This window comes from Nocardioides sp. S5-5, from assembly GCF_054954065.1.
Map to the genome: position 1 here is coordinate 1,291,872 of NZ_CP199913.1, position 23,010 is coordinate 1,314,881.

Below are 23,010 nucleotides of genomic sequence, written 5' to 3' on the forward strand. Positions count from 1 at the left end.
TTCTCGCTACAGAATGGCAGGGTGACCGACCACCACTACGCGCTCGACGTGACCTGGCAGGGCAACCGCGGCACCGGCACCAGCGGATACCGCGACTACGGCCGCGACGTCCTGCTCGCCGCCGCCGGCAAGCCGGAGCTGCTCGGCTCCGCCGACCCGACCTTCCGTGGCGACGCGACCCGCTGGAACCCCGAGGAGCTGCTGCTCGCCGCGCTGGCGCAGTGCCACCTGCTGTCGTACCTCCACTCGGCGGTCAACCACGGCGTCGTCGTGGTCGCGTACGACGACAGCCCGGTCGGCACCATGGCCCAGGTCGGGCAGGGCGGGCGGTTCACCTCGGTCACGCTGCGGCCCCGGGTGACGGTGGCGGACGCGTCGATGGCCGAGACCGCGCAGGCGATCCACGGCGAGGCGAGCGCGAACTGCTTCATCGCGGCGTCGGTGAGCTTCCCGGTCGGCCACGAGCCGACGGTGCTGGTCGCGGGAGCCTGACACCCGGCGGCCACCGCCGCGCCACGATCCGTTCAGGCGGGTCTGGTTCAAAGCAGCCATGACCCGCACCCGTACCGCCCTCGTCGCCGCCGGCCTCGCCCTCGCCGGCATCGGCGTGACGACCGGCGGCGGCCGTGAGCTGCTGCGGCGGCAGGCCGCGATCGCCCGGGCCCGGATCGGGAAGCCGCTGGGTGAGCAGGCGATCGCGGCCGACAAGGTCTGGAAGCGCAAGTCGTACGACGCCCCTCCGCTGCGCCTGCTCGTCCTCGGTGACTCGATCGCCGCCGGGCTGGGGGCCGAGCGCGCCAAGGACACCCTCGGCGCCCGGGTCGCGCGCGGACTGGCCGGCGAGCTGCGGCGGCCCGTGGCCCTGCGGACCGCGGCGGTCGTCGGCTCGGAGAGCTCGGCGCTGGCGGGGCAGCTCGACGGGCTCCCGGCGTCGTACCACGCGGACGTCGCGGTCATCGTGATCGGCGGCAACGACGTGACCCACCGGATCCCGGTGGCGACCTCGGCGGGGCAGCTGGAGGAGGCCGTGGTCCGGCTGCGCTCGCAGGGGACGGAGGTCGTCGTCGGCACCTGTCCGGACCTGGGGGCGCTCCGGCCGGTGCCGCAGCCGCTGCGCTCGCTCGGCTCGCGGATGTCGCGCCAGCTCGCGGCGGCGCAGGCCGAGGTCGCCGTACGCAATGGCGCGCACGCCGTCTCCCTCGCCCACGTCGTCGGGCCGTTCTTCATCACCAACCCCGACGAGATGTTCAGCCTGGACCGGTTCCACCCGAGCGCGCTGGGCTACAAGCGCACGGCCAAGGCGCTGCTGCCGTCGGTGCTGCTGGCGCTGGGGCACGCGGAGCGGGTGCCGTTCGGGCATCGCGCACCCGCCTCTTGACCACCCTTCTCCTTGCACTCGCCATGGTCGAGTGCTAAACATGATGCTGGCACTCTCGCCTTGAGAGTGACAACGGACATCGCGAAGGAATCGCAGGAGTTATGTCGAAGCTGATTGCTTTCAACGAGGAGGCCCGCCGCGGTCTCGAGCGTGGCATGAACACGCTCGCGGACGCCGTCAAGGTCACCCTGGGCCCCAAGGGCCGCAACGTCGTGCTGGAGAAGAAGTGGGGCGCCCCCACGATCACCAACGACGGTGTCTCCATCGCCAAGGAGATCGAGCTCGAGGACCCCTACGAGAAGATCGGCGCCGAGCTGGTCAAGGAGGTCGCCAAGAAGACGGACGACGTCGCCGGTGACGGTACGACGACCGCGACCGTCCTCGCCCAGGCCCTCGTCAAGGAGGGTCTGCGCAACGTGGCCGCCGGCGCGAACCCGATGGGTCTCAAGCGCGGCATCGAGGCCGCCGTCTCCGCCGTCTCCGAGCAGCTGCTCGGCATGGCCAAGGACGTCGAGACCCGCGAGCAGATCGCCGCCACCGCCACCATCTCCGCCGGTGGCGACGCCACCGTCGGCGACGCCATCGCCGAGGCGATGGACAAGGTCGGCAAGGAGGGCGTGATCACGGTCGAGGAGTCGAACACCTTCGGCATCGACCTCGAGCTCACCGAGGGCATGCGGTTCGACAAGGGCTACATCTCGGCCTACTTCGTCACCGACCCCGAGCGCATGGAGACCGTCCTCGAGGACGCCTACGTGCTCATCGCCAACAGCAAGATCAGCAACGTCAAGGACCTGCTGCCGCTGCTGGAGAAGGTCATGCAGTCGGGCAAGCCGCTCGTCATCCTCGCCGAGGACGTCGACGGCGAGGCGCTGTCGACCCTGGTCGTCAACAAGATCCGCGGCACCTTCAAGTCCGTCGCCGTCAAGGCCCCGGGCTTCGGCGACCGTCGCAAGGCCATGCTGCAGGACATCGCGATCCTCACCGGCGGACAGGTCATCTCCGAGGAGGTCGGCCTCAAGCTGGAGAGCGCCGGCGTCGAGCTGCTCGGCCAGGCCCGCAAGGTCGTCATCACCAAGGACGAGACCACCATCGTCGAGGGTGCCGGCGACCAGGCCCAGATCGAGGGCCGGGTCAACCAGATCCGCGCCGAGATCGAGAACAGCGACTCCGACTACGACCGCGAGAAGCTCCAGGAGCGCCTCGCCAAGCTGGCCGGCGGCGTGGCCGTCATCAAGGTCGGCGCGGCCACCGAGGTCGAGCTCAAGGAGCGCAAGCACCGCATCGAGGACGCCGTCCGCAACGCGAAGGCGGCCGTCGAGGAGGGCATCCTCCCCGGTGGTGGCGTCGCGCTGGTCCAGGCCGGCGCGAACGCGTTCGACAAGCTCGAGCTCGAGGGCGACGAGGCGACCGGCGCGAACATCGTGAAGGTGGCGCTCTCCGCTCCGCTGAAGCAGATCGCCATCAACGCCGGCCTCGAGGGTGGCGTCGTCGCGGAGAAGGTCGCCAACCTCCCCGCCGGCCAGGGCCTCAACGCCGCCACCGGCGACTACGTCGACCTGCTCGCCGAGGGCATTATCGACCCGGCCAAGGTGACCCGTTCGGCCCTGCAGAACGCCGCGTCGATCGCCGCGCTGTTCCTCACCACCGAGGCCGTCGTGGCCGACAAGCCGGAGAAGGCCGCCCCCATGGGTGGCGACCCGACCGGTGGCATGGGCGGCATGGACTTCTGAGTCCCGCTCACCTCGCTTCACCGCACCACCCGCAGGGCCCCCGCTTCGGCGGGGGCCCTGTGGCTTTTGGCTTCCAGCCGAGCGCTGGGTCGGGGTAGCACTCGCCGAGGACGGTGCCGTCGTGGGCGCGCAGCGGCTCGACGCGGACTGTGCCGCGTGGAGTCACGAGGCGGGCGAGGCCGTGTGGGGTGATCCAGCGGTAGGCGGTCAGGCCGAGCTGGCGCACCTGGTAGCCGCCGCCTCCGTCGGGGAGATGGCCGTGGGTCTTGATCCGATGGTGTCTTCGGGTCAGCGGAGCGGCGTTGTGGTCGCCGGTCTGACCGGGCGGGCCGCCGCGGGCGGGCGGGACGTAGGGCTCGGCATGGTCGAGGTCGAATCGGCCACCGACGCCGGCGCTGTTGGCGGAATGAGGGAAGACGTCGCCGCACCTGCGCTGGATGGCGCGTTCGCGAACGGTGGTGGGGTGCTCGTAGGCGTTCACGGTGGTGACGCCGGCGAGGTCCAACACGGGTTGCAGGGTGATGTCGTGGCGGCCGAGGAGCTCGGCCAGCTGCTCGAGGAGGAACGGGCCGAGCTCCTCGACTCGGGCGACGCCGGGGACGAGGCCGGCGAGGGCGAGAGCGGAGAGATGCACGTGGACGATCGCCTTGCGACGTCGGGCGGGCTTCGTCGGCCGCTCGGGTGGCGGGTCGTCGTCGGTCGGCGCCGGAGAATGGAGGCCGTCCAGGAACCGCGCTGCGGCGTGGGGGTCGGCCAGCAGCGCCAGCGCCTCGGCTCGCAACTGGGCACGGGTGGCGGGCTCGTCGCTCTCGGCCCGGTCCTGGTGCGCCTCCAGGGCGTCGGCGAGGTCGTCGATGGCGGCGTCCAACTCCACGGCCGCGCCGGCGGGCAGCCTGGCGGCGAAGCGGCGGGTGGCGGGCTCGTCGCCGGTGAGGGGGTCGACGAGCTCGCCGGGGCGCGGCCTGGAGAGCCAGCACCCGGTCTTCCGCGCGTCCTCGGCGATGCGGGCCTGATGGGCGGCGATGTCGGCCTCGATCACCTTGGCCTCGGCGATCCGCAGGATCCGGCCAGGGGCTTCCTGGGCCGCGGCGGCGACCGCGGCGTCGACCAGGCGCACCGCGTGGCGGTCCAGCCGCCGCGCCATCACGGCGACCTTGCGCGCCAGCCACACCGGCATCCGCAGGTCGAGCACCGAAGCCCAGAGGAACGGAAGCCGGTGGCGCAGGTCCAGCGCGGCGGCGGCGAGGTTCTGGGTGCTGATGTCACCGGCGTGGAAGGCGATCGCGAGCTCGGCGAGGCACAGCTCGGCCACCTCGGGCGTGCCGTCGCCGCCGAGCCGGACCAGACGGTCTCCACCTCTCGCAACCGGTACGACGCCCGCCGTGGCCTTGGGATCGTCGCTGTTGCGGTCGCACCACTCGAGGACCAGGAGCAGCTGGTCGACCTCGGCCTGGCGCTGCTCCCGCACGTTGGCCTCGGCAGTAGCCAGCAGCTGAGCTGCCGTCAGATTGCCGAGGTCCAGGTTCATGCCGACAGCCGATCACGCACCCCCGACACAAGGGCGATCGAATCCCCAGGACCGCCGCGGGGTGGGGAACCTCCTACGGCACCATCTCCTCTCCGGGCAGTCGGGCGGCGATCCGCTGCCGGATCATCGCGGCCGCGCGGTTGGCACGCTCGAGCGCGATGGTGGTGTCCTGGCCGTGCCCGGTGTGGACGACCGTGTCGGGCGGCAGCCGGAACAGATGCGCCTCGATGGAGGCGTCCAGGGTGGGCCGGTCGCTGTAGGAGCGGCCGGTGGCGCCGGGGCCGCCATGGAAGAGGGTGTCGCCGGTGAAGACACAGCCCAGCTCGGGGCTGTAGAGGCACACGGCGCCCGGGGCATGGCCCGGTGTGTGCAGGACGCGCAGGGTCGCGTCCGCGGCGGCCAGCACCTCGCCGTCGAACAGGTCGCCGTCCCAGGACGTCGCAGGGTGGGTCAGCTCCCAGAGAGGACGGTCCGCCGGGTGCAGCAGGATCGGCGCCCGGGTGGCGTGACGCAGCGCGGGGGCGACCCGGACGTGGTCGTCGTGGGCGTGGGTACACACGATGGCCTTGACCCGGCGGCCGGCGACCACGGCCAGGATGTCCTCCACGCTGTGGGGGGCGTCGATCACGATGCACTCGACCTCGTCGCCGACGACCCACACGTTGTTGTCGACCTCGAACGTCTCCCCGTCCAGGGAGAAGGTGCCGGAGGTGACCGCGTGATCGACCCGAGCGGTCCCGACAGCCATCAGAGGATCACCACGGACCGCAGCACGTCGCCGTGGTGCATCTTGTCGAACGCGGCCTCGATGTCGCCGAGCCCGATCTCCTCACTCACGAACGCGTCCAGGTCCAGCCGACCCTGCTGATACAGGTCGACCAGCATCGGGAAGTCCCGCGAGGGCAGGCAGTCGCCGTACCAGGACGACTTCAACGCCCCACCACGACCGAACACGTCGATCAACGGCAGATCGGGGACCTTCATGTCCGGGGTCGGGACACCGACCAGCACCACCGTGCCCGCCAGATCCCGGGCATAGAACGCCTGCCGCCAGGTCTCGGGGCGACCGACCGCCTCGACCACCACATCAGCACCCTCAGCGCCCTCGTAGGTCTCGCCGCAGATCCGCTTGATCTCCGCCACCGGGTCGACCTGGCTCGAGTCGACGGTGTGGGTCGCACCCATCGCCTTGGCCTTCTCGAGCTTGTTCGCGTCGATGTCGACCGCGATGATCGGCGAGGCACCTGCCAACGCAGCGCCCGCGATCGCCGCGACCCCGACACCACCGCAACCGATGACCGCGATCGACTTCCCACGACCGACCTGGCCGGTGTTGATCGCCGCACCGATCCCGGCCATCACGCCACACCCGAGCAGACCCACCGCCGCCGGGCGAGCCGACCCGTCGACCTTCGTGCACTGACCCGCGGCGACCAGGGTCTTCTCCGCGAACGCGCCGATGCCCAGAGCCGGGGACAGCTCGGTGCCGTCCTCGAGCGTCATCTTCTGGGTCGCGTTGTGGGTGTTGAAGCAGTACTGCGCCTCACCCCGGCGACAGGCCCGGCACTGCCCGCACACCGCGCGCCAGTTCAGCACCACGAAGTCGCCCGGCACCACGCCGGTCACGTCCGGGCCGACCGCCTCCACGATCCCGGAGGCCTCGTGACCGAGCAGGAACGGGAAGTCGTCGTTGATCCCACCCTCACGGTAGTGCAGATCCGTATGACACACCCCGCACGAGAGCACCTTCACCACCGCCTCGCCCGGACCCGGATCCGGCACGTTGATCCTCACCACCTCGACCGGCGCACCCTTCGACAACGCGACCACGGCCCTCACCTGCTGACTCATCTGCTGCTGCTCTCCGTTCGTGTGGCATCGAGGATCGAGGTGGCCCACAGGGCGTGGACCGTGGCGTCGGGGCACCCGCCGGACGTGCGTACGGCGTCGAGCGCCGCCTCGGGCTGGTCGAGCTGGAGCGCGACCTCGGCGACGAGCAGCCAGTACCGGGCGGTGCCGGTCTGGTCGGCCAGCACCATCCGGTCGAGCACCTGGTCGGCGTCGGCGGCTCGGCGGGCGCCGATCAGGGCGCCGATCGTCTCGACCCCGAGCTCCACCTCGGCGGGATGGGTGCGATGGGCGCGCAGGTAGCGCACCGCGGCGCCGTTCCGGTCGCCGCGGGCCAGGGCGAGGAGCGCGAGGTCGCGGTCCGCCCAGGGGCTGGGGCGCAGGGAGTACGACCAGCTCCAGCGGGCCTCCGCCTCGTCCAGGTCGCCCCGCAGGAAGGCGATCTCGCCCTCGCGCAGGTGGACCCGCCAGTCGCCGAGCGCCTCGCGCCGGTGCGCGCGCCGCAGCAACGGGAGCCAGGGGAGGCCGGCGGGCTCGCCGACATCGTCCAGGTGGACCCGGTCGGTGGTGCCGAGCCCCTCGTCGCGCAGCAGGTGCAGCCACTGGGAGCTGACCACCAGGCGCTGGCGGGTGGCCACGTCCTGGTGCCCGATCGGTGGGATCGGGGTGACCGCCGTCGAGAACGGCAGCGGCGTGCCCTCGGCCTCGAGCCGGGCCAGCTCCAGCGCCGCCCAGGCCGGGCCCTGCGCGACCAGCCCGCCACGCCACGTCGGCACCGGGTCGTCCAGGGCAGCCAGGACGCCGTCCAGCTCGGCCGCGTCCAGCTGGTCGTCGTCCGGCGCGAGCACGAACCAGCTGACCGAGCCGGCCGTCCCGGACGGCACGAGCACCGCGGCCCGCAGACCGGGCGGCAGGCCGCCGTCGACACTGTCGGCGAGCAGGCGCGGCGGCGGGAGCGTCGCGTCCGGCCCCAGTGGCGTCTGCCGTACGACGACCACCAACCGCGCCGGGGCCGGCAGCAGGTGCAGGTCGACCTGGGTCAGGTGATGCGACGCGCGCTCCAGCTGCCACCAGCGCAGCCGGTCGCCGCCGAGCCGGCTGGGCAGGCCGAGCGCGGCCGGCACCGCCTCCAGCGCCCAGGGCGAGCGTGGGAACGGGCTGGTGTTGAGCTCGATCCCGCCGCGCAGGCCGACCCCGCGCACGTCGCCGGGGGTGGCGACGCACTGCAGCGTCGCCTCCCAGGACGGTGCGCCGGGTCCGGTCATGCCCACGATCCGGCCGCCGTGGCCGAGATCGACGCTGACGCTGAGGTCGGCGCAGCGCAGCTCGGCCCGGGACGGCGCCCGGCGTCCCGGCTCGGGCAGCACGCCTCCGGACCAGTGGCCGTAGGGGAACGAGGAGAACGGCTGGTCGCGCAGCGGGTGGTGGGGCGGCAGGGCGGGGCTCCGGTCGAGGGGCGAGAGCCGGCTGGGGGTGAGCCTCACCCCGGCCGCGGTCGGCGCGAGCACGGACGTGACGCTCATGCGGCGGGGAGCTCGGGCGAGAACGAGGCCGGTGTCAGCAGGCGCATCCGGCGCTCGAGGATGAGGTGCCCGAACTCGGCGGCGAACGAGATCCACTCCGGGTCCGCGGCGAGCGCCTGGCGCCGCCGTGCCCGGTCGCCGTGGTCCGGGAAGGCCCAGACCTGCACCATGGTGTCCATGTCGCCGCCGACCTCGCTGGTCCAGCACGCGGCCAGGATCCCGAGGTGACGGCGCAGCACGGCCAGGCCGCGCTCGTCGTACGCCGCCAGCAGCAGGGGCACCTTGCCGACCTGGATCCGGTAGCTCTGCTCCTCCAGGATCATCGCGATCCCGCGGCCGCGCCGGCCTTCTCCCGCTCGGACTCCAGCTCGACCTTCTCGAGCACCTTGCGCAGCTCGTCCACGCCGGTGCGCGCCGCGGCGTCGAGCTCGCGGATCCAGCGCCGCCACAGGATCATCGCCTTGTCGGGCATGATCGTCAGCTCCTCGGCGGCCTCGCCGATCCGCGCCGGCTGATGGCTGGACACGACCGGCAGGTCCTCGCCGAGCACCATGTCCTGGAGCTGGAGATGCACCTCGTCGGCCGAGCCGTCCACGGTGTGGCAGGTGAACCAGTAGCTGCGGCTGGTCACCTCGTCGATCGGGGTGGCATGCATGAAGATCTGGGTGGAGAAGGTCTCCGACCATGTGAACTTCAAGGTGATCGTGAACGGCATCTCGATGACGTACTCGGCCGGCGGCAGCATCCGGGAGTCCTCGCCGGTCGGCGGTCCGTAGGTGTCGGTGCCGGGGTTGTGGGCGAGGAAGGTCTCGGTCTTCCAGCGCAGGCGGCGCTCGGCCTGGTCCATGGGGAAGACCGGGAAGACGGTGTTGGGCGGGGCGCCCAGGGTTCCCTGATGGGTGAACGGGAAGTGGGTGACGTCCATGAAGTTCTCCATCCGACGTCCCGACGAGCACGGCCACTCGTACGGCTCGCCCATGATGCAGTGCATGGACTCGTCCGACCAGCCCGTGAACTCGGGGAGCACGGTGTCGGCGGAGCTGTCGAGACGCACCCAGACCAGGTCGTAGCGCACCTCGCAGTCGTACTTCCTGAGCGCTGCTCGCGCGGGCTTGATCTGGTCGGCGGGCATCGACGGGATCTCGGTGCAGCTGCCGGCCGCGTCGAAGCACCAGCCGTGGTAGCGGCAGCGCAGGCCGTCGTCCTCGGCCCAGCCGAGACTGAGGGCGACGCCGCGGTGGGGACAGCGGTCCTCGAAGGCGATCACCTCGCCCGCGATCTCGGCGATGCCGATGTACTCGCCGAGCAGCTGGGTGCGCAGCGGGCCGCGGCCGCCCGGCTTGGCCTCGCGCAGCTCGTGGAGGGTGGCGACCGGGTGCCAGAACAGGCGCCAGGTCTCGGCGTGGGTGTTGAGGTCGTAGCCGCCGGGCAGCGTCTCGGGGCGGGAAGTGGACAGGGTCACGGTGATCTCCTCAGGGGTGGTGCTCGGTCGGGCGAGTCAGGCGAACAGGTCGATCTCGTCACCCGCTCGGGCGACGGTGATGCAGAGCGTCGGACAGGTGCGCGCCGCGCGTACGACGTCGTCGGGGTCGGCGCGGTCGGCGTCGGGACGCACCACGGCGTAGCCGGCGGCGTCGACGGCGAAGGCCTCCGGGGCGATCGCGGCGCACATGCCGGAGGCGCAGCACTCGGTGGTGTCGATGCTGATCTGGACAGGGGAATCGGTCATCGGTCGGCTCCTGCCGGCAGGGGGAGGTCGGGGGCGGGGAGGTGCGCGGTCGCGTGCTGCCACGACGAGTCGCTCCGAGCGCGCTTGCGGACGGCGGCGAACTCGCGCGGTGCGTTGACGGCGACGGCGCCGGTGAGCTCGGCGCCGGCGCGGAAGCCGGCCAGGAAGGAGCCGCGGGCGGCATCTCGGGACAGCACGACGGCCTCGCCGGCAGTGGCGCCGAAGCCCTGGATCCGGCTGCCGTACTCGTCGGACCAGAAGTACAGGTCGTGGTCGAAGGCGCCGGTCGCCGCGGCGCCCTGCACCAGGAGCCGGCCCACATGGCGGCCCTGGTCGCTGGCCGTCGTCCACTGCTGCGAGCGGGCCCGGCGCCCGAGGCGCGCGCTGGGCCAGGAGACCGCGTCGCCGGCGCCGTAGACCCCCGGGGCGGCCACGAGGTGCTGGTCGCAGGCGAGCCCGTCGTCGAGCCGGAGGCCGCTGTCGTGCAGCCACTCGACGTCGGGGACCACGCCGACGCCGACCAGGACCAGGTCGACCTCCAGCACCGAGCCGTCGTCGAGGGTGAGCCCCTCGACCCGGTCGCGGCCGACGAATCCGGTGACGGCCTTGCCGCAGACCAGGCGGATGCCGGCGTCGGTGTGCAGCCGGGCCAGCTCGGCGCCGACCACGGCGCCGACCGCCCGCACGAGAGGGGTGGGCGCGGTCTCCACGACGGTGACCTCCAGGCCCATCGAGGTCGCCGAGGACGCGACCTCGGCGCCGACGAAGCCGGCGCCGACGATGGCCAGCCGGCTCGCGCCGGCGAGGTCGGCACGCAGCCGTTCCGCGTCGTCGCGGGTGCGCAGCACGTGGACGCCGTCGGCGGGGGAGACGAACGGCAGCCGCCGCGGTCGGGAGCCGGTCGCGACGACCAGTGCCCGGTAGGGCAGCTCCTCACCGCCCGCCAGCAGCAGCCGCCGGCGCTCCTGGTCGACGCCCCGGGCGCTCACGCCCAGCAGCGTGTCGACGCCGAGCTCGTCGGAGAAGTACGCCGCCGGGTGGTAGCCGGTCGCGTCGAGCGCCAGGTCGCCGGTCAGCACCTGCTTCGACAGCGGCGGCCGGTCGTAGGGCAGCCACGGCTCCGCCCCGAGCAGGGTGACCGGGCCGGAGTACCCCTCCTGGCGGACCGTCTGCACGACCCGCAACCCGGCCACCCCGCCTCCGACGACGACCAGCCCCAGGTCGCCCGGCGTGGAGGCCCGCAGCTCGCCGCCGCTCATCCCAGCTCCTGCGGTCGGCGACCGCGCAGCAGCTGCGACAGCGAGACGGCGATGACGAGTGCGCCGCCGTAGAACAGGTCCTGCACGAACGGGTCGGCCCCCATCATCTGCAGGCCGGTGATGCCCACGATGAGGAAGTACGCCGCGATCACGGTGCCGACCGGGTTGAACTGCCCGGGCTGCACGCAGGTGCCGCCGAGGAAGGCCGCGGCGAAGGCGGGCAGCAGGAAGGCGACGCCGCCGCGCGGGTCGGCCGAGCCGGTGGTGCCGGCGTACAGGACGCCCGCGGCCGCGGCGATGGTGCCGGACCAGACCAGCGCGCCCCAGCGGGTGCGGGCCACGCGGATGCCGGAGAGGCGGGCGACCTCGCGCTGCGCGCCGACGTAGAGCCAGCGCCGGCCCAGCAGGGTGCGCTCGAAGACGAACCACAGGACCAGGCACAGCCCGAGGGCGTAGAAGAACTCGATCGGTACGCCGAGTGGGCGGGTGAGCACGACCAGGTCCAGCAGCGCGGGGTCGATGCCGGCCACGATCCGGTTGTCGCTGAGCCAGCTGACCACGCCGAGCAGGAAGGTGCCGAGGCCCAGCGTGACGATGAAGGAGTTGATCCCGAAGACGATGACGAAGAAGCCGTTGACCGCGCCCACGACGGCTCCGGCGAGCAGGGCGGCGAGGATCGCGGCCCACAGCGGCCAGCCGTGGACCCCGTTGAGGACCGCGACGAGCATCGTCGACAGGGTCAGCGTGCCGCCGACGGACAGGTCGAAGTCGCCGCACCGCAGGGGGATGATCAGCGCCAGCGAGAGCACCACGAGCACCGCCTGGGAGCCCAGGATCGCGGCGGCGTTGTCGGTGGTCGCGAACGACTGCGGGCGCAGGACCGAGAAGACCGCGACCAGCACCAGCAGACCCGCCGGCAGCGCCAGCCGTTCGGCGGTGGCGCCCCAGCGGTGGCCGTGGGCGGCGCCTCCCGCCGATCCGGTACGCCGGGGCGCGGGCGCCGTCTCGGCGTCCGCCCGGGCGAGATCGGCCGGGGCGGGGGTGTCGGTCGTCATGAGGCCTCCTCGTCGTCGGAACCGGCGCTCGTCGCGAGGAGACAGGCGCGGGTGATGGTCTTCTTGGTGACCTCGGTGCCGTCGAGCACCTGCGTCACCCGGCCGCCGGCCACCACGAGGACCCGGTGGCACAGCTCGGCGAGCTGGTCGGCGTCCCCGCTGCTCAGCAGCACCGCGGCGCCCTCGCGCGCGGCGGAGCGGACCAGGTCCTCGATCTGCCGGCGGGCGCCGACGTCGACGCCCTGGGTCGGCTCCTCCAGCAGGAGCAGCCGGGGCGCGGTGCCGAGCCACTTGGCCATCAGCACCTTCTGCGCGTTGCCCCCGCTGAGCTGCTCCACGGGCCGGGCCGGATCGGCCGGCCGCACGTCGTAGCGACCGACCGTCGCGACGGCCTCCCGACGCAGCCCCCCACGGGACAGGCCGATCCGGCCGCGGTGGCGCCCCAGCGCCGTCACCGCGAGGTTGTCGGTGACCGAGAGGCCGCGGAAGACGCCGTGCCGGTTGCGGTCCGACGGCACCAGCGCCAGCCCGGCCCGCATCGCGCGGCGCGGCGCGTGGTGGCGCAGGTCGGCCGAGGCGCCGCCGAGACACAGCGTCCCGGTCGCCTCGCGCAGCCCGAACAGGGCGCCGAGAACGTCGTCGCAGCCGGACCCGATCAGTCCGGTGATCCCGAGGATCTCGCCGGCGTGGACGTCGAAGGACAGGTCGTCGAGCACGCTCGTGCGGAGCCCGCGGACCTCGGCGGCGACCGTCGCGCCGCAGGCCTCGGGGCGCGGCGGAGTGCCGCCGGCGGCGTCGCCCACGATCGCCTCGACCAGCGTGTCCACGCTCATCCGGTCGGTGGCCTGCTCGGCGATCGTCACCCGGCCGTCGCGCAGCACGCTCACCCGGTCGCACAGGGTGAGCACCTCCTCGAGGAAGTGCGAGACGAACAGGACCGCGCTGCCGCGGGCGGCCACCTGCTCGACCAGGCCGTAGAGCGTGCGCTTGTCCTGCTCGGGCAGGAACGCGGTCGGCTCGTCGAGCACCAGCAGTGTGGGCGCCACGCCCTCCTCGCCCGGTCGCGGGCAGACCGCGCGGACGATGGCGAGGTTGGCCCTCTCGACCGCGCTGAGCTCCGCGACCGGGCGCCGTACGTCGACGTCGAGGCCGAAGTCGGCCAGCGCCGCCCGCGCGTCCCGGCGCAGCGCACCGGCCGAGACCTGGCGGCGACTGCCGCGGGCGACGTCGTCGAGCCACAGGTTCTCGGCCACGCTGAGCCGCTCGACCAGGCCGAGGGTCTGGTGGACGAAGCGGATCGAGTGCTCGCGCAGGACGGAGGCGGGGACCGGGGTCGGCACCTCCTGGTCGCGCACCCGCACCGTCCCGCTGTCGGGGCGCTCGTAGCCGGCGAGCACCTTGATCAGGGTCGACTTGCCCGAGCCGTTGTGTCCGAGCAGGCCGTGGACCTCGCCGGAGCGGAGGGTGAGGCCGACGTCGTTGAGGGCGAGGGTGGTGCCGAAGCGCTTGGTGAGGCCGGCGACCGTCACCGCGGCAGGTGCGTCGCTCACCTCAGCTCAGTCCCCACAGGGTGCGGAAGCCGCTCTGGTAGTCGTCGCCGTAGCCCTGCGAGTCGGTCGCCGGCACACCGGCCTGCTCGACGTTGTCGTGGGTCCAGATGTAGAGCGGCCAGCTCGCCTTCGGCGTGGTCGGCAGGCCCGCGACGGTGCGCATCGCCTGGTCGAGCGTCACGTGGGCCATCCAGTCGTTGCTCTGGCCGACGTTCATCTCGATGATGTCCGAGCCCCGCATCAGGTCGAGGATCGAGGGCGTGCCGTTGTAGGTGGCGATCCGGACCTTGTCCTGGCGTCCGGCCTGGGTGATCGCCTGGACCGCCCAGATCGACATGGTGTCGAAGACGGGCAGCACGTAGTCGATGCCGGGATCCGCGACGAGCGCCGACTGAACCTGGGGCAGGATCTTGGTCGCCCAGTCGGCCGACGGGATGTCGATGAAGGTGGCCTCGCAGCCGGGGCAGACGCTCTTCAGCTCCTCCTTCATCGCCGACTCGGAGGCAGCGCTGGCCTTGACGTCGCTGGAGGTCAGCACGAGCAGCTTCCCGGCGCCCTTGGTCTTGACCGTCGCCCAGTCGATCATCACCCGGGCGGCCTCCGAGCAGGGGCAGCCGACGGAGGCGGCCAGCGACTTGTCCGGGGTCTGGGTGAGGTCGTAGCCGTCGGTCGCGATCACCGGGATGTCGGCGTCGCCCGTCTGCGTCATCGCCGGCGCGATCTGCGCCGGGTCGATGCCGGCGAAGAGCTCGACCAGGTCGGCCTTCTCCGAGATCGCCTTCTGCACGCCCTGGCTCCACTCGGTGGGACTGCCCTGGTTGGGCCAGGTGGTGTAGGTGAAGCCCACCTCCTCGGCGATCCGCTTGGCCGCCTCGGCGTAGTACTGCGTGAAGTCGATGGCGGAGTTGACGGGAATGCCGGCGATGGTCCTGCCGGCCATCGCGGCCTTCGCGTCGAACGGGTCGCCGGGCGCCTCGAAGGTGGGCGGCGCGGCGTACTCGTCGACCCGGGCCTGGGCGGCGGGCAGGTCGGCGTCCGCGGCCGAGCCGCTGGTGCCGGCGTCCTCCGAGCAGGCGGCCAGAGCGGCGGTGACGAGCGCGAGCGTCACCGCGGCCAGCACGGGACGGGTGGAGCGGGCCTTGGGGAGGGCCTTGAACATGGTGACGCTTCCTCTCTGCTGCCGAGACCGTGCGAGGAATCGTCGTCGTCTGCCGGGGTGAGCCACATCACCCCGACGGCGCGTACTTGGGCGCGCCGGGTGAGGCGCCCGGTGCCGCGGATCACCCGATCGGGGTGAGGCGCCCGGGTGGGGCGGTCGGCTACAGCAGGCCGAGGGTCTCGGCCTTAGCGATCGCCTCGCGCCGGCCGTGGACGCCGAGCTTTCGGTAGAGGCTGCGCAGGTGCGCCTTGACCGTGTTGACCGAGACGAAGAGCTCGGCGGCGACCTCGGGCAGGGTCGCCATCGAGTCGAGTCGGATCAGGATCTCGTGCTCCCGGGCGGTGAGCGGCTCCTCCAGCCCGCCGTCGGGCCGGACCTGCTGCGCGGTCGAGACGTGGGCCGCGATCCGGGACCGCACCAGTCGGACGAAGTCGCGGGTGCCCTGCTCGCGCCGCTCCACCAGCTCGAGCATCCGGTCGATGCGCGGGCCGAACTGGAGCAGCGGCTGCACCATTCGCTCGCCGGCGGCCATCGCGACCGCGTCGCCGAGGAGCGGCAGCCCGGCGCGCAGGCCGTTCTGCTGGGCCTCGACCACGGCGAGCAGGACCTGCGCCTGGATCCGCTGGTCCAGGTAGCCGTGGCCGTCGGCGATCGCGGAGCGCAGCAGGTCGAGGGCGGCGTCGGGCCGGCTGTCGGAGAGGAGCAGCTCGGCGCGCCCGATCCGCAGATGGATGCCCTCGGTCGCGGCATCGGTGCGCGCCAGCGCCCGCCGGGCCGGGCCGAGCTGGCCCAGCGCGAGGTTGAGCCGGACCAGCTCGGCCTCCACGTAGTCGGTGAAGACCCAGCGGGCGTGCAGCCCGGCGATCTCCCGCTCCACCTGCATCATCTGGGTCAGCGCGTGCCGCTTGCGGCCGCGCTGGGCCAGCACCAGGGCCCGGACCAGCCCGATCGCGGCCCGCACGGCGGTGTCGTCGAGGCGCACCGCCTCGTCCCCGAGGTCGAGGAACTGGTCGGCGGCGTCCAGGTCGTCGCGCAGGTAGTGGGTCCAGCCGAGCGCGTGCCACAGCTCGGCGGCCGCGGCCGACTGCTCCCAGCCGCGCCGCCCGGCCAGGCTGCGGGCCTCGGCGGCGACGGCCAGCGCGTCGTCGAGCCGGTCCTGGGCGGTCAGGACGCCGACCAGCTGGCTCAGGCAGCCGAGCTCGACGTACGCGCGACGTCCGGAGCGGGCCGCCTCCAGCGCCTGGCGCAGGTGCTCCTCGGCGGCGAACCGGTCACCGCGCCAGTACTCCGTCGCCCCGAGCTGGTAGAGCGCGAGGGCGGCCAGGTCGCCGAACGCCTCCACGCCCGCCGGCTCGCCCGGGCGCACGCGGAGCAGGGCGGTGGAGGCCGCCTCGACGATGGCCAGGTCGCCGCAGGCGCGGCCCTGCTCCAGGGCGAGCACCTGACCGGCCAGGCCGGTGGGCGGTACGACGACCGGGCCGGCGCCGAGCTGGCTCCCGGGCTCGCCGAGGGCAAGGGCGACGGTGGTGCGGATCAGGCCCAGCTCGTCGTCCGGCCCGGCCGCCGGGTCGGTGTGTACCCGGTCGACCATGTCGCGCAGGGTGACGAGCTGGCCGCCGACGTACAGCGCGAACCAGGAGGCGTGGACGACCTCGCGGGCCAGTCCGGTCGCCGTGCCCTGGCGGGCGTGCTCGAAGGCGCCCAGCCAGAGCTGATGGTCGGCGTACCAGGCCGCGGCCCGGTCGTGCAGCGCCCGCCAGCGGGTCGGCTCGGCCTGCCGGAGCTGGCGGCGCAGCATGCCGACGAACATCGCGTGGTAGCGGTACCACTCCTCGTCGGACGACTGCCGGACCGTGAAGATGTTGTGCTCGGCCAGCCAGCGCAGCGTCGCCGCGCCGTCCTCGTCGCCGGTGAGCGCGTCGGCGAGCGAGCCGTTGAGCCGGTCGCAGACGCAGGTGGTGAGCACGAAGGCGCGGGCCTGCTCGGGCAGGTTCGCGAGCACCTCGCCGAGCAGGTACTCGTCGGCCTCGGCGCTGCCCGAGGTCAGCAGGTACGGCGAGTCGGGCGCCCCGAGGGTGTCGGCGCCCGCGAGCGCGGCCAGCCGCAGCCCCGCCGACCAGCCCTCGGTCCGGTCGACGAGCTGGGTGAGCACGTCGTCGGTGGGGTGGAGCCCGGTGCCCTCGAGCATCGAGCGCGCCTCGCCCGTCGTGAACGCGAGCTCGTCGCCCGGCACGGTCGCGAGTCTGCCCTCGAGTCGCAGCCGGGCGCGGGGCACCGCCGGGAGGAAGACGCCCGTGAGCACGAACCGGACCGCGGGCGGCAGATGCAGCAGCAGGTACGACAGCGCCTCCACGGTCGGGCTGCCGTCGATCTCGTGGACGTCGTCGAGCACCACGACGACCTCGTGGTCGAGGTCGGCCAGGGCGTCGACGACGAGGGCGGGCAGCACGGACAGGGAGTGCGTGCTCCCGGGTGCCGGCTCCATCGTCGCCAGCACCGAGTCCTCGCCCAGGCCGGCCACCGGCTGCAGGGCGAGGAGGAGCGCGGTCCAGAAGCGGTGGGGGTCGCCGTCGTGCGCGTCGAGATTGAGCCAGGCCACCGGCCGGTCGGACTGCCGCGCCCACGAGGCCAGCAGCTGGGTCTTGCCCGAGCCCGTCGGCGCGGTCATCGCGGTCACCGGACGCGTGGTCGCGACGTCGAGCAGCCGCCACAGCCGGGGCCGCTCCACGGCGGCGTCGTGGAGGTCGGGGACCGACGTCTTGGCGCGCAGCAGGGAGCGCGGGAGGGCCAGCGCGCCCGGGGCGCGAACGGTCCCGCGCTCGTCGGGACCAGCGTCCGCACCCTGCATGCGCTCCACCTCGACCAGTCTGCGCGAAGGCGACAGGGTAGCGGAACCGAGGCGCGTCGACCGGCCCAGGCGGGCAGGCTCAGGCGGGCAGGCTCAGGTGGGCAGGCGCACCAGGCAGGTCGTCGGCGTCGTGAAGGGGACCAGGGTCGCCTCGGCCGAGCCGGCGGACAGCAGGGCCTCGACCATGCCGCCGTGGAGGGCGCAGACGAGGGGCTGATGGGTGTCGACGAGCTCGCGGAAGGGGCAGTTGCGCAGCCGGATCTCGCGAGGCCGGCGCCGCGGGTGCGGCTCGGGCTCGAAGCCCATGTCGGCGAGCGCCGCCACCGCCGCCCCCGACGCGGGGCCGCCGGCGTGGGTGCGGGCCAGCCGGCGCCCCCAGGCGCGTCCGGCCGCGCGGGCGCCGGCGACGGCGTCGTCCCCGCTCGAGGCGAGGTCCTCGATCAGGACGTCGGCGAGGAGCTGGTAGTTGCGAGGGCCGCTGCGCGCCCCTTCGGGCGTGGGCCGATAGGTCGCGCGGGGACGTCCTCTGCCGCCCGTGGGCCGCGACTCCTGACGGAGCAGACCGTCGCGCTCGAGGGCCGCCGTATGGGTCCGGACGGTGTTGGGGTGCAAGTCGAGCGCGCCGGCGAGGTCTTCGACGCCGACGGGGCCTGCGGCGTCCCGGATCGCCCGCAGCACCAGATCGCGAGCGGAGGCCGGTGCGGACATGACCCCTATTTAATCACAAGACATGTGTCATTTATTGTGGCCTCATGAACGAGCTGCCCCTGACCGAAGCCGCCCCCGCCTGTGCCTGCGAAGAGGAGCCCGGCGACCCCGTGTTCGACGTGAGGCCCGTCCCCCACGCCATCCGCCACGCCACCGTCTTCGGTGCGCTCTCGGCGATTCGCCCGGGCAAGGCGCTGGTGCTGGTCGCGCCGCACGACCCGAAGCCGTTGCTGGCGCAGATCGCCGAGCGCGAGGCCGGCCAGATCGAGGTCAGCTACCTTGAGAGTGGGCCGGAGAAATGGCGTCTGCGCCTGGCCCGACGGTGAGGAGGGAAGGGGAGCCATGGAGTCCACGAGCCTGACCACGCTGGCCCGCGAGCAGGTCGCCGCCGCCCGGGCCGCCAGCAGCGGCAGGGCCGCCGTCACCGTGTACGGCGGCCGCGAGCACCGGCTGCGCCAGACCCTGGTCGCGCTGCGCTCGGGCGAGCGGCTCGGCGAGCACGACGCGCCGGACGAGGCGACCCTCCTGGTGCTGGAGGGCGAGGTCGCCCTGCACGCCGGCGGGGACACCTGGCGCGGCGTGGCCGGCGACCACCTGGTCATCCCTCCGCAGCGTCACGACCTCGAGGCGCTCACCGACGCGGCTGTCCTGCTGACGGTGTCGAACTGACCGTGGTCTGGGCGCTCAGCGGAGCAGGCCGGCCGGGGTGACCGTGAGCTGGAACGGCCGCTCCGCAGCCCAGGACTCGTGGCCTCCACCATGACAGCCATCGTGCCTCCTCGTCCCGAGATCTGTCATGGGCGCCAGGCTCGCCCACCGCCGAAGCTGCCGCAACCGGCCGTCCACAGGCGCTCTGTGACAGGGTCGGACCGTGACCACGACCGGACTCCTCCTCGCCGCCGGCGCGGGCCGCCGGATGGGCATGCCCAAGGCCCTGGTCCGCGATGCCGACGGCACGCCCTGGCTGACCCGCTCGGTGGGGGTGCTGCTCGACGGCGGCTGCCGGGAGGTCGTGGTGGTGCTCGGCGCGGGGGCCGAGGAGGCGGCGCCGTTGCTCGACGGGTTGGCCGGGGTCACCGCGGTCCGCTCCGACGACTGGTCGTCGGGGATGGGGGCCTCGCTCGCCACCGGGCTGGTGGAGCTCGCCCCGAGCCTCACGGACGCTGCGCTGGTGCATCTGGTCGATCTGCCCGACGTCACCGCCGCGGTGGTCGCGCGCGTGCTCGCCCAGGGCGGCGAGGCCGCGAGCACCCTCGCCCGGGCGTCGTACGACGCCCGCCCGGGCCACCCCGTCCTGCTCGGTCGCGACCACTGGGCCGGCGTGGCGCGGAGCGCGGTGGGGGACCAGGGTGCGCGGGCCTATCTCGCGGCCCACGAGGTGACTCTCGTCGAGTGCGGCGATCTCGCCACGGGCGCGGACGTGGACCGGAGATGAGGGGTCCGGCTTCGGCAACAGTTGCCAACCTCCCGCCAACGACCGCCCCCTAGCCTTGGTGTCATGGACACCCGTGTCGCCGATCTCGCCCGCCGGCTGGAGGGGACGGGCTACCTCTGTGACGAGGAGCTGGCGACGGTGCTCTTCTTGTCGCTGGAGATGTCGCGTCCGCTGCTGCTCGAGGGCGAGCCGGGGACGGGCAAGACGGCGCTGGCCGAGGCGATCGCGGAGAGCCTGGACCGGCCGCTGATCCGGCTGCAGTGCTACGAGGGGATCGACGCGACGCAGGCGCTCTACGACTGGGACTTCCCGCGCCAGATCCTGCACCTGCGGGCCCTGGAGGCGCTGTCCGGAGCCACCAAGGGAGATGTCGAGGAGGCCGAGAAGAGCCTGTACGACGAGCGCTTCCTGCTCGCGCGGCCGGTGCTGGCGGCGCTGCAGCAGAGTCCGGCGGTGCTGTTGATCGACGAGGTGGACCGTGCCGACGACGAGTTCGAGGCGTTCCTGCTCGAGGTGCTCTCGACCTTCCAGGTGACCATCCCCGAGCTCGGCACGGTGCAGGCCGCGACGCCGCCGACCGTGGTCCTGACGTCCAACCGGACCCGCGAGCTGCACGACGCCTTGAAGCGGCGCTGTCTCTACCACTGGATCGACCACCCGGGTCTGGAGCGCGAGGTGGCGATCGTGCGGTCGCGGGCACCGGAGGTGAGCGCGGCCCTGGCCCGCCAGGTGGTGGAGGTCGTGCAGCAGCTGCGGGCCGGCGCCGACCTGCTCAAGCCGCCGGGCGTGGCCGAGACCCTGGACTGGGCGCGGGCGCTGCAGCATCTCGCCACCACCGACCTCGACGTCGAGACCGCGGCGCGAACCCTCGGCGCCCTGGTGAAGTACCGCGACGACGCCGAGCGGGTGCGCGCCGCCCTCGACCGGATGCTGGCGCGATGACGGACTTCTTGACCAGTTCTGACGCTTCCTGGCGGTTGCAACGGCCAGGAAGCGCAGGAATCACCGCTGAGGAGGTGATTCCGACACGCGGCGCCGACGAGATCCTCCTCGGCTTCGCCACCGCGCTCCGGGAGGCCGGGGTGCCGGTGACCCAGGACCGCACCCGCGCCTACCTCGAGGCCGTCGCGCTCGTCGGCCTCGACGATCGTGGGGCGACCCGGGCGGCCGGGCGGGCGACGCTGTGCGCGACGCCCGAGGACCTGGAGCGCCACGACCGGGTGTTCGAGGAGTGGTTCGACCGCGACAACACGACGCCCACCCGTCGCCCCCGCACCGAACGGCAGCAGCCGACCGCGACCCTGCTGCCCGACCAGGAGGCCGGACCCGCGGGCGGGCCGGACGAGGAGGATGACCCGATCCGCGCGGCGGCCAGTGCGATCGAGGTGCTGCGGCACCGCGACGTCGCCACGATGGACCCGGCGGATCGAGTGCGGCTCGCCGCCATGTTCACCTCGCTCCGGGTCACTCTCCCCACCCGGCCGACCGCCCGGCGTACGCCGCGCCGCCGCGGTGACGTCGACGCCTCCCGCACGCTGCGCGCCAGCCTGCGCCGGATGGGCGAGCCGGCCGAGATCCACCGTCGCCGTCGCACGACCCGGCCCCGGCGCGTGGTGCTGCTCGTCGACGTGTCCGGCTCGATGAGCGGGTACGCCGACGCGTTGCTCCGTCTCGCGCACCGGGTCGCGGGCGCCGGTCCGGGCGTGGAGGTGTTCAGCCTCGGAACCCGGCTCACCCACCTGACCCGTGCGCTCAAGCGCCGCGACCCGGATCGGGCGATCGCGGCGGCGGGCGACGTCGTACCGGACTGGTCGGGTGGCACCCGGCTCGGCGAGACGCTGAAGGCGTTCGTGGACCGGCACGGCCGGCGTGGGATGGCCCGCGGCGCCGTGGTCGTGATCTTCAGCGACGGCTGGGAGCGCGGCGACACCACGCTGCTCGCCGAGCAGGTCGACCGGCTGCACCGGCTCGCCCACGAGGTCGTGTGGGTCAACCCGCACCGTGGCAAGGACGGCTACGCCCCGGTGCAGCAGGGGATCGTGGCCGTGCTGCCCCATGTCGACGCGTTCCTCGCCGGCCACTCGCTGGCGACCTTCGCCGAGCTGCTCGAGGAGGTACGCCGTGCGTGAGGTCCTGCCCCAGCTGCTGGCCTGGTGGGAGGCGGGGGAGACAGTGGGGATGGGCACCGTCGTGGCGACCTTCCGCTCCGCCCCGCGGCCGCCGGGTGCCTCGATGCTGGTCGGGCCCGACGCGTCGGCGGTGGGCTCGGTGTCGGGCGGCTGCGTCGAGAGCGCGGTCTACGACCTGGCCCAGGAGGTCACCTCCTCCGGGGCGCCGGCCCTGCAGCGCTACGGCGTCTCCGACGACGACGCCTTCGCGGTCGGGCTGACCTGCGGCGGCATCCTCGACGTCTACGTCGAGAAGGTGAGCCGCGAGACCTTCCCCGAGCTGGGCGAGATCGCCGCCGACATCGCGGCCGGCCGACCCGTCGCGGTCGCCACCATCGTCGACCACCCCGACCCGTCATACGTCGGTCGCCGGACCGTGATCCGTCCCGACGAGCCTCCGACGGGGAGCCTCGGCAGTGCACGCATCGACGACGCCGTCGGTGACGACGCGCTCGGCCTGCTCGTCTCCGGGCACCACGGCACGCTCACCTACGGCCCTGACGGCGAGCGTCGCGGCGAGGGGATGCGGGTGTTCGTGTGGGCGTTCGCGCCGGCGCCGCGGATGCTGGTCTTCGGCGCCATCGACTTCGCTGCCGCGGTCGCCCGGGTCGGTGGCTTCCTCGGCTACCACGTGACGGTGTGCGACGCGCGGCCGGTGTTCGCCACCACCAGTCGGTTCCCCGGCGCCGACGAGGTGATCGTCGAGTGGCCGCACCGCTACCTGGCCGCCGAGCAGGAGGCCGGCCGGATCGACGGCCGCACGGTGATCGCCGTGCTCACCCACGACCCGAAGTTCGACGTACCGCTGCTGGAGGTGGCGCTGCGCCTGCCCGAGGTCGGGTACGTCGGCGCGATGGGCTCGCGGCGCACCCACGACGACCGGATGGAGCGGCTGCGCGAGGCGGGGCTGACCGCCGACGAGCTGACGAGGCTGCGCAGCCCGATCGGCCTCGACCTCGGCGCCCGCACGCCCGAGGAGACCGCGATCAGCATCGCCGCCGAGATCGTCGCCGGACGCTGGGGCGGGTCGGGGGAGCCGCTGGCCGTGCTGTCCGGCCGCATCCACGCGTGATCGAGGTCACACTCCGG

The 23,010-nt window shown here is 73.3% G+C and carries 22 protein-coding genes; 9 read left to right on the plus strand and 13 right to left on the minus strand.

The annotated features are described in order from the left end of the window. Window positions 1-21 precede the first annotated feature (21 nt). The 3 genes from ACUP6Y_RS06115 to groL all read left to right on the plus strand — a co-directional run bounded on the left by ACUP6Y_RS06115 (window position 22) and on the right by groL (window position 3,111). Complete coding sequence (locus ACUP6Y_RS06115; protein ID WP_462554799.1) at window positions 22-492, plus strand: OsmC family protein; 471 nt, start codon at window positions 22-24, stop codon at window positions 490-492. 58 nt (window positions 493-550) lie between these two features. Then, a complete protein-coding gene (locus tag ACUP6Y_RS06120; protein WP_462554800.1) occupies window positions 551-1,378 on the plus strand; it encodes an SGNH/GDSL hydrolase family protein in 828 nt (275 codons plus the stop codon). A gap of 101 nt (window positions 1,379-1,479) precedes the next feature. After that, complete coding sequence (gene groL / locus ACUP6Y_RS06125) at window positions 1,480-3,111, plus strand: chaperonin GroEL (protein WP_462554801.1); 1,632 nt, start codon at window positions 1,480-1,482, stop codon at window positions 3,109-3,111. Between the two features lie 7 nt (window positions 3,112-3,118). On the opposite strand, the gene ACUP6Y_RS06130 is transcribed toward groL, so the two are convergent. The 13 genes from ACUP6Y_RS06130 to ACUP6Y_RS06190 all read right to left on the minus strand — a co-directional run bounded on the left by ACUP6Y_RS06130 (window position 3,119) and on the right by ACUP6Y_RS06190 (window position 18,318). Further along, window positions 3,119-4,639, minus strand: coding sequence for a hypothetical protein (locus ACUP6Y_RS06130; RefSeq protein WP_462554802.1), 1,521 nt, complete (start codon window positions 4,637-4,639; stop codon window positions 3,119-3,121). A gap of 73 nt (window positions 4,640-4,712) precedes the next feature. Then, window positions 4,713-5,387: an MBL fold metallo-hydrolase gene (locus ACUP6Y_RS06135; protein ID WP_462554803.1), complete on the minus strand. Its 675-nt coding sequence runs from the start codon at window positions 5,385-5,387 to the stop codon at window positions 4,713-4,715. Continuing rightward, complete coding sequence (locus ACUP6Y_RS06140) at window positions 5,387-6,490, minus strand: S-(hydroxymethyl)mycothiol dehydrogenase (protein WP_462554804.1); 1,104 nt, start codon at window positions 6,488-6,490, stop codon at window positions 5,387-5,389. The genes ACUP6Y_RS06135 and ACUP6Y_RS06140 overlap by 1 nt, the downstream gene beginning before the upstream one ends. Continuing rightward, complete coding sequence (locus ACUP6Y_RS06145; protein ID WP_462554805.1) at window positions 6,487-8,010, minus strand: hypothetical protein; 1,524 nt, start codon at window positions 8,008-8,010, stop codon at window positions 6,487-6,489. Before ACUP6Y_RS06145 ends, ACUP6Y_RS06140 begins: the two co-directional genes overlap by 4 nt. After that, window positions 8,007-8,333: an NIPSNAP family protein gene (locus tag ACUP6Y_RS06150; protein WP_462554806.1), complete on the minus strand. Its 327-nt coding sequence runs from the start codon at window positions 8,331-8,333 to the stop codon at window positions 8,007-8,009. The genes ACUP6Y_RS06145 and ACUP6Y_RS06150 overlap by 4 nt, the downstream gene beginning before the upstream one ends. Continuing rightward, complete coding sequence (locus tag ACUP6Y_RS06155; protein WP_462554807.1) at window positions 8,330-9,472, minus strand: Rieske 2Fe-2S domain-containing protein; 1,143 nt, start codon at window positions 9,470-9,472, stop codon at window positions 8,330-8,332. Before ACUP6Y_RS06155 ends, ACUP6Y_RS06150 begins: the two co-directional genes overlap by 4 nt. A 36-nt stretch (window positions 9,473-9,508) precedes the next feature. After that, the gene (locus tag ACUP6Y_RS06160; protein WP_462554808.1) at window positions 9,509-9,739 is read right to left on the minus strand and encodes a ferredoxin; all 231 of its coding nucleotides are present in this window, start codon (window positions 9,737-9,739) and stop codon (window positions 9,509-9,511) included. Beyond that, window positions 9,736-10,998: an NAD(P)/FAD-dependent oxidoreductase gene (locus ACUP6Y_RS06165; protein WP_462554809.1), complete on the minus strand. Its 1,263-nt coding sequence runs from the start codon at window positions 10,996-10,998 to the stop codon at window positions 9,736-9,738. Before ACUP6Y_RS06165 ends, ACUP6Y_RS06160 begins: the two co-directional genes overlap by 4 nt. After that, a complete protein-coding gene (locus ACUP6Y_RS06170) occupies window positions 10,995-12,053 on the minus strand; it encodes an ABC transporter permease (protein WP_462554810.1) in 1,059 nt (352 codons plus the stop codon). Before ACUP6Y_RS06170 ends, ACUP6Y_RS06165 begins: the two co-directional genes overlap by 4 nt. Next, a complete protein-coding gene (locus ACUP6Y_RS06175; protein WP_462554811.1) occupies window positions 12,050-13,603 on the minus strand; it encodes a sugar ABC transporter ATP-binding protein in 1,554 nt (517 codons plus the stop codon). The genes ACUP6Y_RS06170 and ACUP6Y_RS06175 overlap by 4 nt, the downstream gene beginning before the upstream one ends. Window position 13,604: 1 nt before the next feature. Then, a complete protein-coding gene (locus ACUP6Y_RS06180; RefSeq protein WP_462554813.1) occupies window positions 13,605-14,762 on the minus strand; it encodes a sugar ABC transporter substrate-binding protein in 1,158 nt (385 codons plus the stop codon). 160 nt (window positions 14,763-14,922) lie between these two features. Further along, on the minus strand, window positions 14,923-17,610 hold the full coding sequence (locus tag ACUP6Y_RS06185; protein WP_462556642.1) for a LuxR C-terminal-related transcriptional regulator: 2,688 nt from the start codon (window positions 17,608-17,610) through the stop codon (window positions 14,923-14,925). A 93-nt stretch (window positions 17,611-17,703) separates the two neighbouring features. Beyond that, entirely contained in the window at window positions 17,704-18,318 is a 615-nt protein-coding gene (locus tag ACUP6Y_RS06190) for a helix-turn-helix transcriptional regulator (protein WP_462554815.1), read from the minus strand. 44 nt (window positions 18,319-18,362) lie between these two features. Here ACUP6Y_RS06190 and ACUP6Y_RS06195 point away from each other — a divergent pair, with 44 nt between their 5' ends. The 6 genes from ACUP6Y_RS06195 (at window position 18,363) to ACUP6Y_RS06220 (ending at window position 22,993) form a co-directional block, all read left to right on the plus strand. Then, complete coding sequence (locus ACUP6Y_RS06195) at window positions 18,363-18,644, plus strand: DUF2249 domain-containing protein (RefSeq protein WP_462554816.1); 282 nt, start codon at window positions 18,363-18,365, stop codon at window positions 18,642-18,644. 16 nt (window positions 18,645-18,660) lie between these two features. Beyond that, the gene (locus tag ACUP6Y_RS06200; protein ID WP_462554817.1) at window positions 18,661-18,987 is read left to right on the plus strand and encodes a cupin domain-containing protein; all 327 of its coding nucleotides are present in this window, start codon (window positions 18,661-18,663) and stop codon (window positions 18,985-18,987) included. A 202-nt stretch (window positions 18,988-19,189) separates the two neighbouring features. Further along, window positions 19,190-19,753 (plus strand): nucleotidyltransferase family protein, encoded by a 564-nt coding sequence (locus ACUP6Y_RS06205; protein WP_462554818.1) that lies wholly within the window; start codon window positions 19,190-19,192, stop codon window positions 19,751-19,753. A 63-nt stretch (window positions 19,754-19,816) separates the two neighbouring features. Then, window positions 19,817-20,695, plus strand: coding sequence for an AAA family ATPase (locus ACUP6Y_RS06210; protein WP_462554819.1), 879 nt, complete (start codon window positions 19,817-19,819; stop codon window positions 20,693-20,695). 74 nt (window positions 20,696-20,769) lie between these two features. Further along, on the plus strand, window positions 20,770-21,882 hold the full coding sequence (locus tag ACUP6Y_RS06215) for a vWA domain-containing protein (RefSeq protein ID WP_462554820.1): 1,113 nt from the start codon (window positions 20,770-20,772) through the stop codon (window positions 21,880-21,882). Next, a complete protein-coding gene (locus tag ACUP6Y_RS06220; RefSeq protein WP_462554821.1) occupies window positions 21,875-22,993 on the plus strand; it encodes an XdhC family protein in 1,119 nt (372 codons plus the stop codon). Before ACUP6Y_RS06215 ends, ACUP6Y_RS06220 begins: the two co-directional genes overlap by 8 nt. Window positions 22,994-23,010 lie beyond the last annotated feature (17 nt).

What these genes read in the sequence shown, in the direction of transcription:
- ACUP6Y_RS06190 (WP_462554815.1), bottom strand. Translation starts at nt 18,318, where the DNA reads ATGTCCGCACCGGCCTCCGCTCGCGATCTGGTGCTGCGGGCGATCCGG.
- ACUP6Y_RS06185 (WP_462556642.1), bottom strand. Translation starts at nt 17,610, where the DNA reads ATGCAGGGTGCGGACGCTGGTCCCGACGAGCGCGGGACCGTTCGCGCC.
- ACUP6Y_RS06200 (WP_462554817.1), top strand. Translation starts at nt 18,661, where the DNA reads ATGGAGTCCACGAGCCTGACCACGCTGGCCCGCGAGCAGGTCGCCGCC.
- ACUP6Y_RS06120 (WP_462554800.1), top strand. Translation starts at nt 551, where the DNA reads ATGACCCGCACCCGTACCGCCCTCGTCGCCGCCGGCCTCGCCCTCGCC.
- ACUP6Y_RS06160 (WP_462554808.1), bottom strand. Translation starts at nt 9,739, where the DNA reads ATGACCGATTCCCCTGTCCAGATCAGCATCGACACCACCGAGTGCTGC.
- ACUP6Y_RS06180 (WP_462554813.1), bottom strand. Translation starts at nt 14,762, where the DNA reads ATGTTCAAGGCCCTCCCCAAGGCCCGCTCCACCCGTCCCGTGCTGGCC.
- ACUP6Y_RS06150 (WP_462554806.1), bottom strand. Translation starts at nt 8,333, where the DNA reads ATGATCCTGGAGGAGCAGAGCTACCGGATCCAGGTCGGCAAGGTGCCC.
- ACUP6Y_RS06130 (WP_462554802.1), bottom strand. Translation starts at nt 4,639, where the DNA reads ATGAACCTGGACCTCGGCAATCTGACGGCAGCTCAGCTGCTGGCTACT.
- ACUP6Y_RS06140 (WP_462554804.1), bottom strand. Translation starts at nt 6,490, where the DNA reads ATGAGTCAGCAGGTGAGGGCCGTGGTCGCGTTGTCGAAGGGTGCGCCG.
- ACUP6Y_RS06135 (WP_462554803.1), bottom strand. Translation starts at nt 5,387, where the DNA reads ATGGCTGTCGGGACCGCTCGGGTCGATCACGCGGTCACCTCCGGCACC.
- groL (WP_462554801.1), top strand. Translation starts at nt 1,480, where the DNA reads ATGTCGAAGCTGATTGCTTTCAACGAGGAGGCCCGCCGCGGTCTCGAG.
- ACUP6Y_RS06210 (WP_462554819.1), top strand. Translation starts at nt 19,817, where the DNA reads ATGGACACCCGTGTCGCCGATCTCGCCCGCCGGCTGGAGGGGACGGGC.
- ACUP6Y_RS06170 (WP_462554810.1), bottom strand. Translation starts at nt 12,053, where the DNA reads ATGACGACCGACACCCCCGCCCCGGCCGATCTCGCCCGGGCGGACGCC.
- ACUP6Y_RS06165 (WP_462554809.1), bottom strand. Translation starts at nt 10,998, where the DNA reads ATGAGCGGCGGCGAGCTGCGGGCCTCCACGCCGGGCGACCTGGGGCTG.
- ACUP6Y_RS06195 (WP_462554816.1), top strand. Translation starts at nt 18,363, where the DNA reads ATGAACGAGCTGCCCCTGACCGAAGCCGCCCCCGCCTGTGCCTGCGAA.
- ACUP6Y_RS06145 (WP_462554805.1), bottom strand. Translation starts at nt 8,010, where the DNA reads ATGAGCGTCACGTCCGTGCTCGCGCCGACCGCGGCCGGGGTGAGGCTC.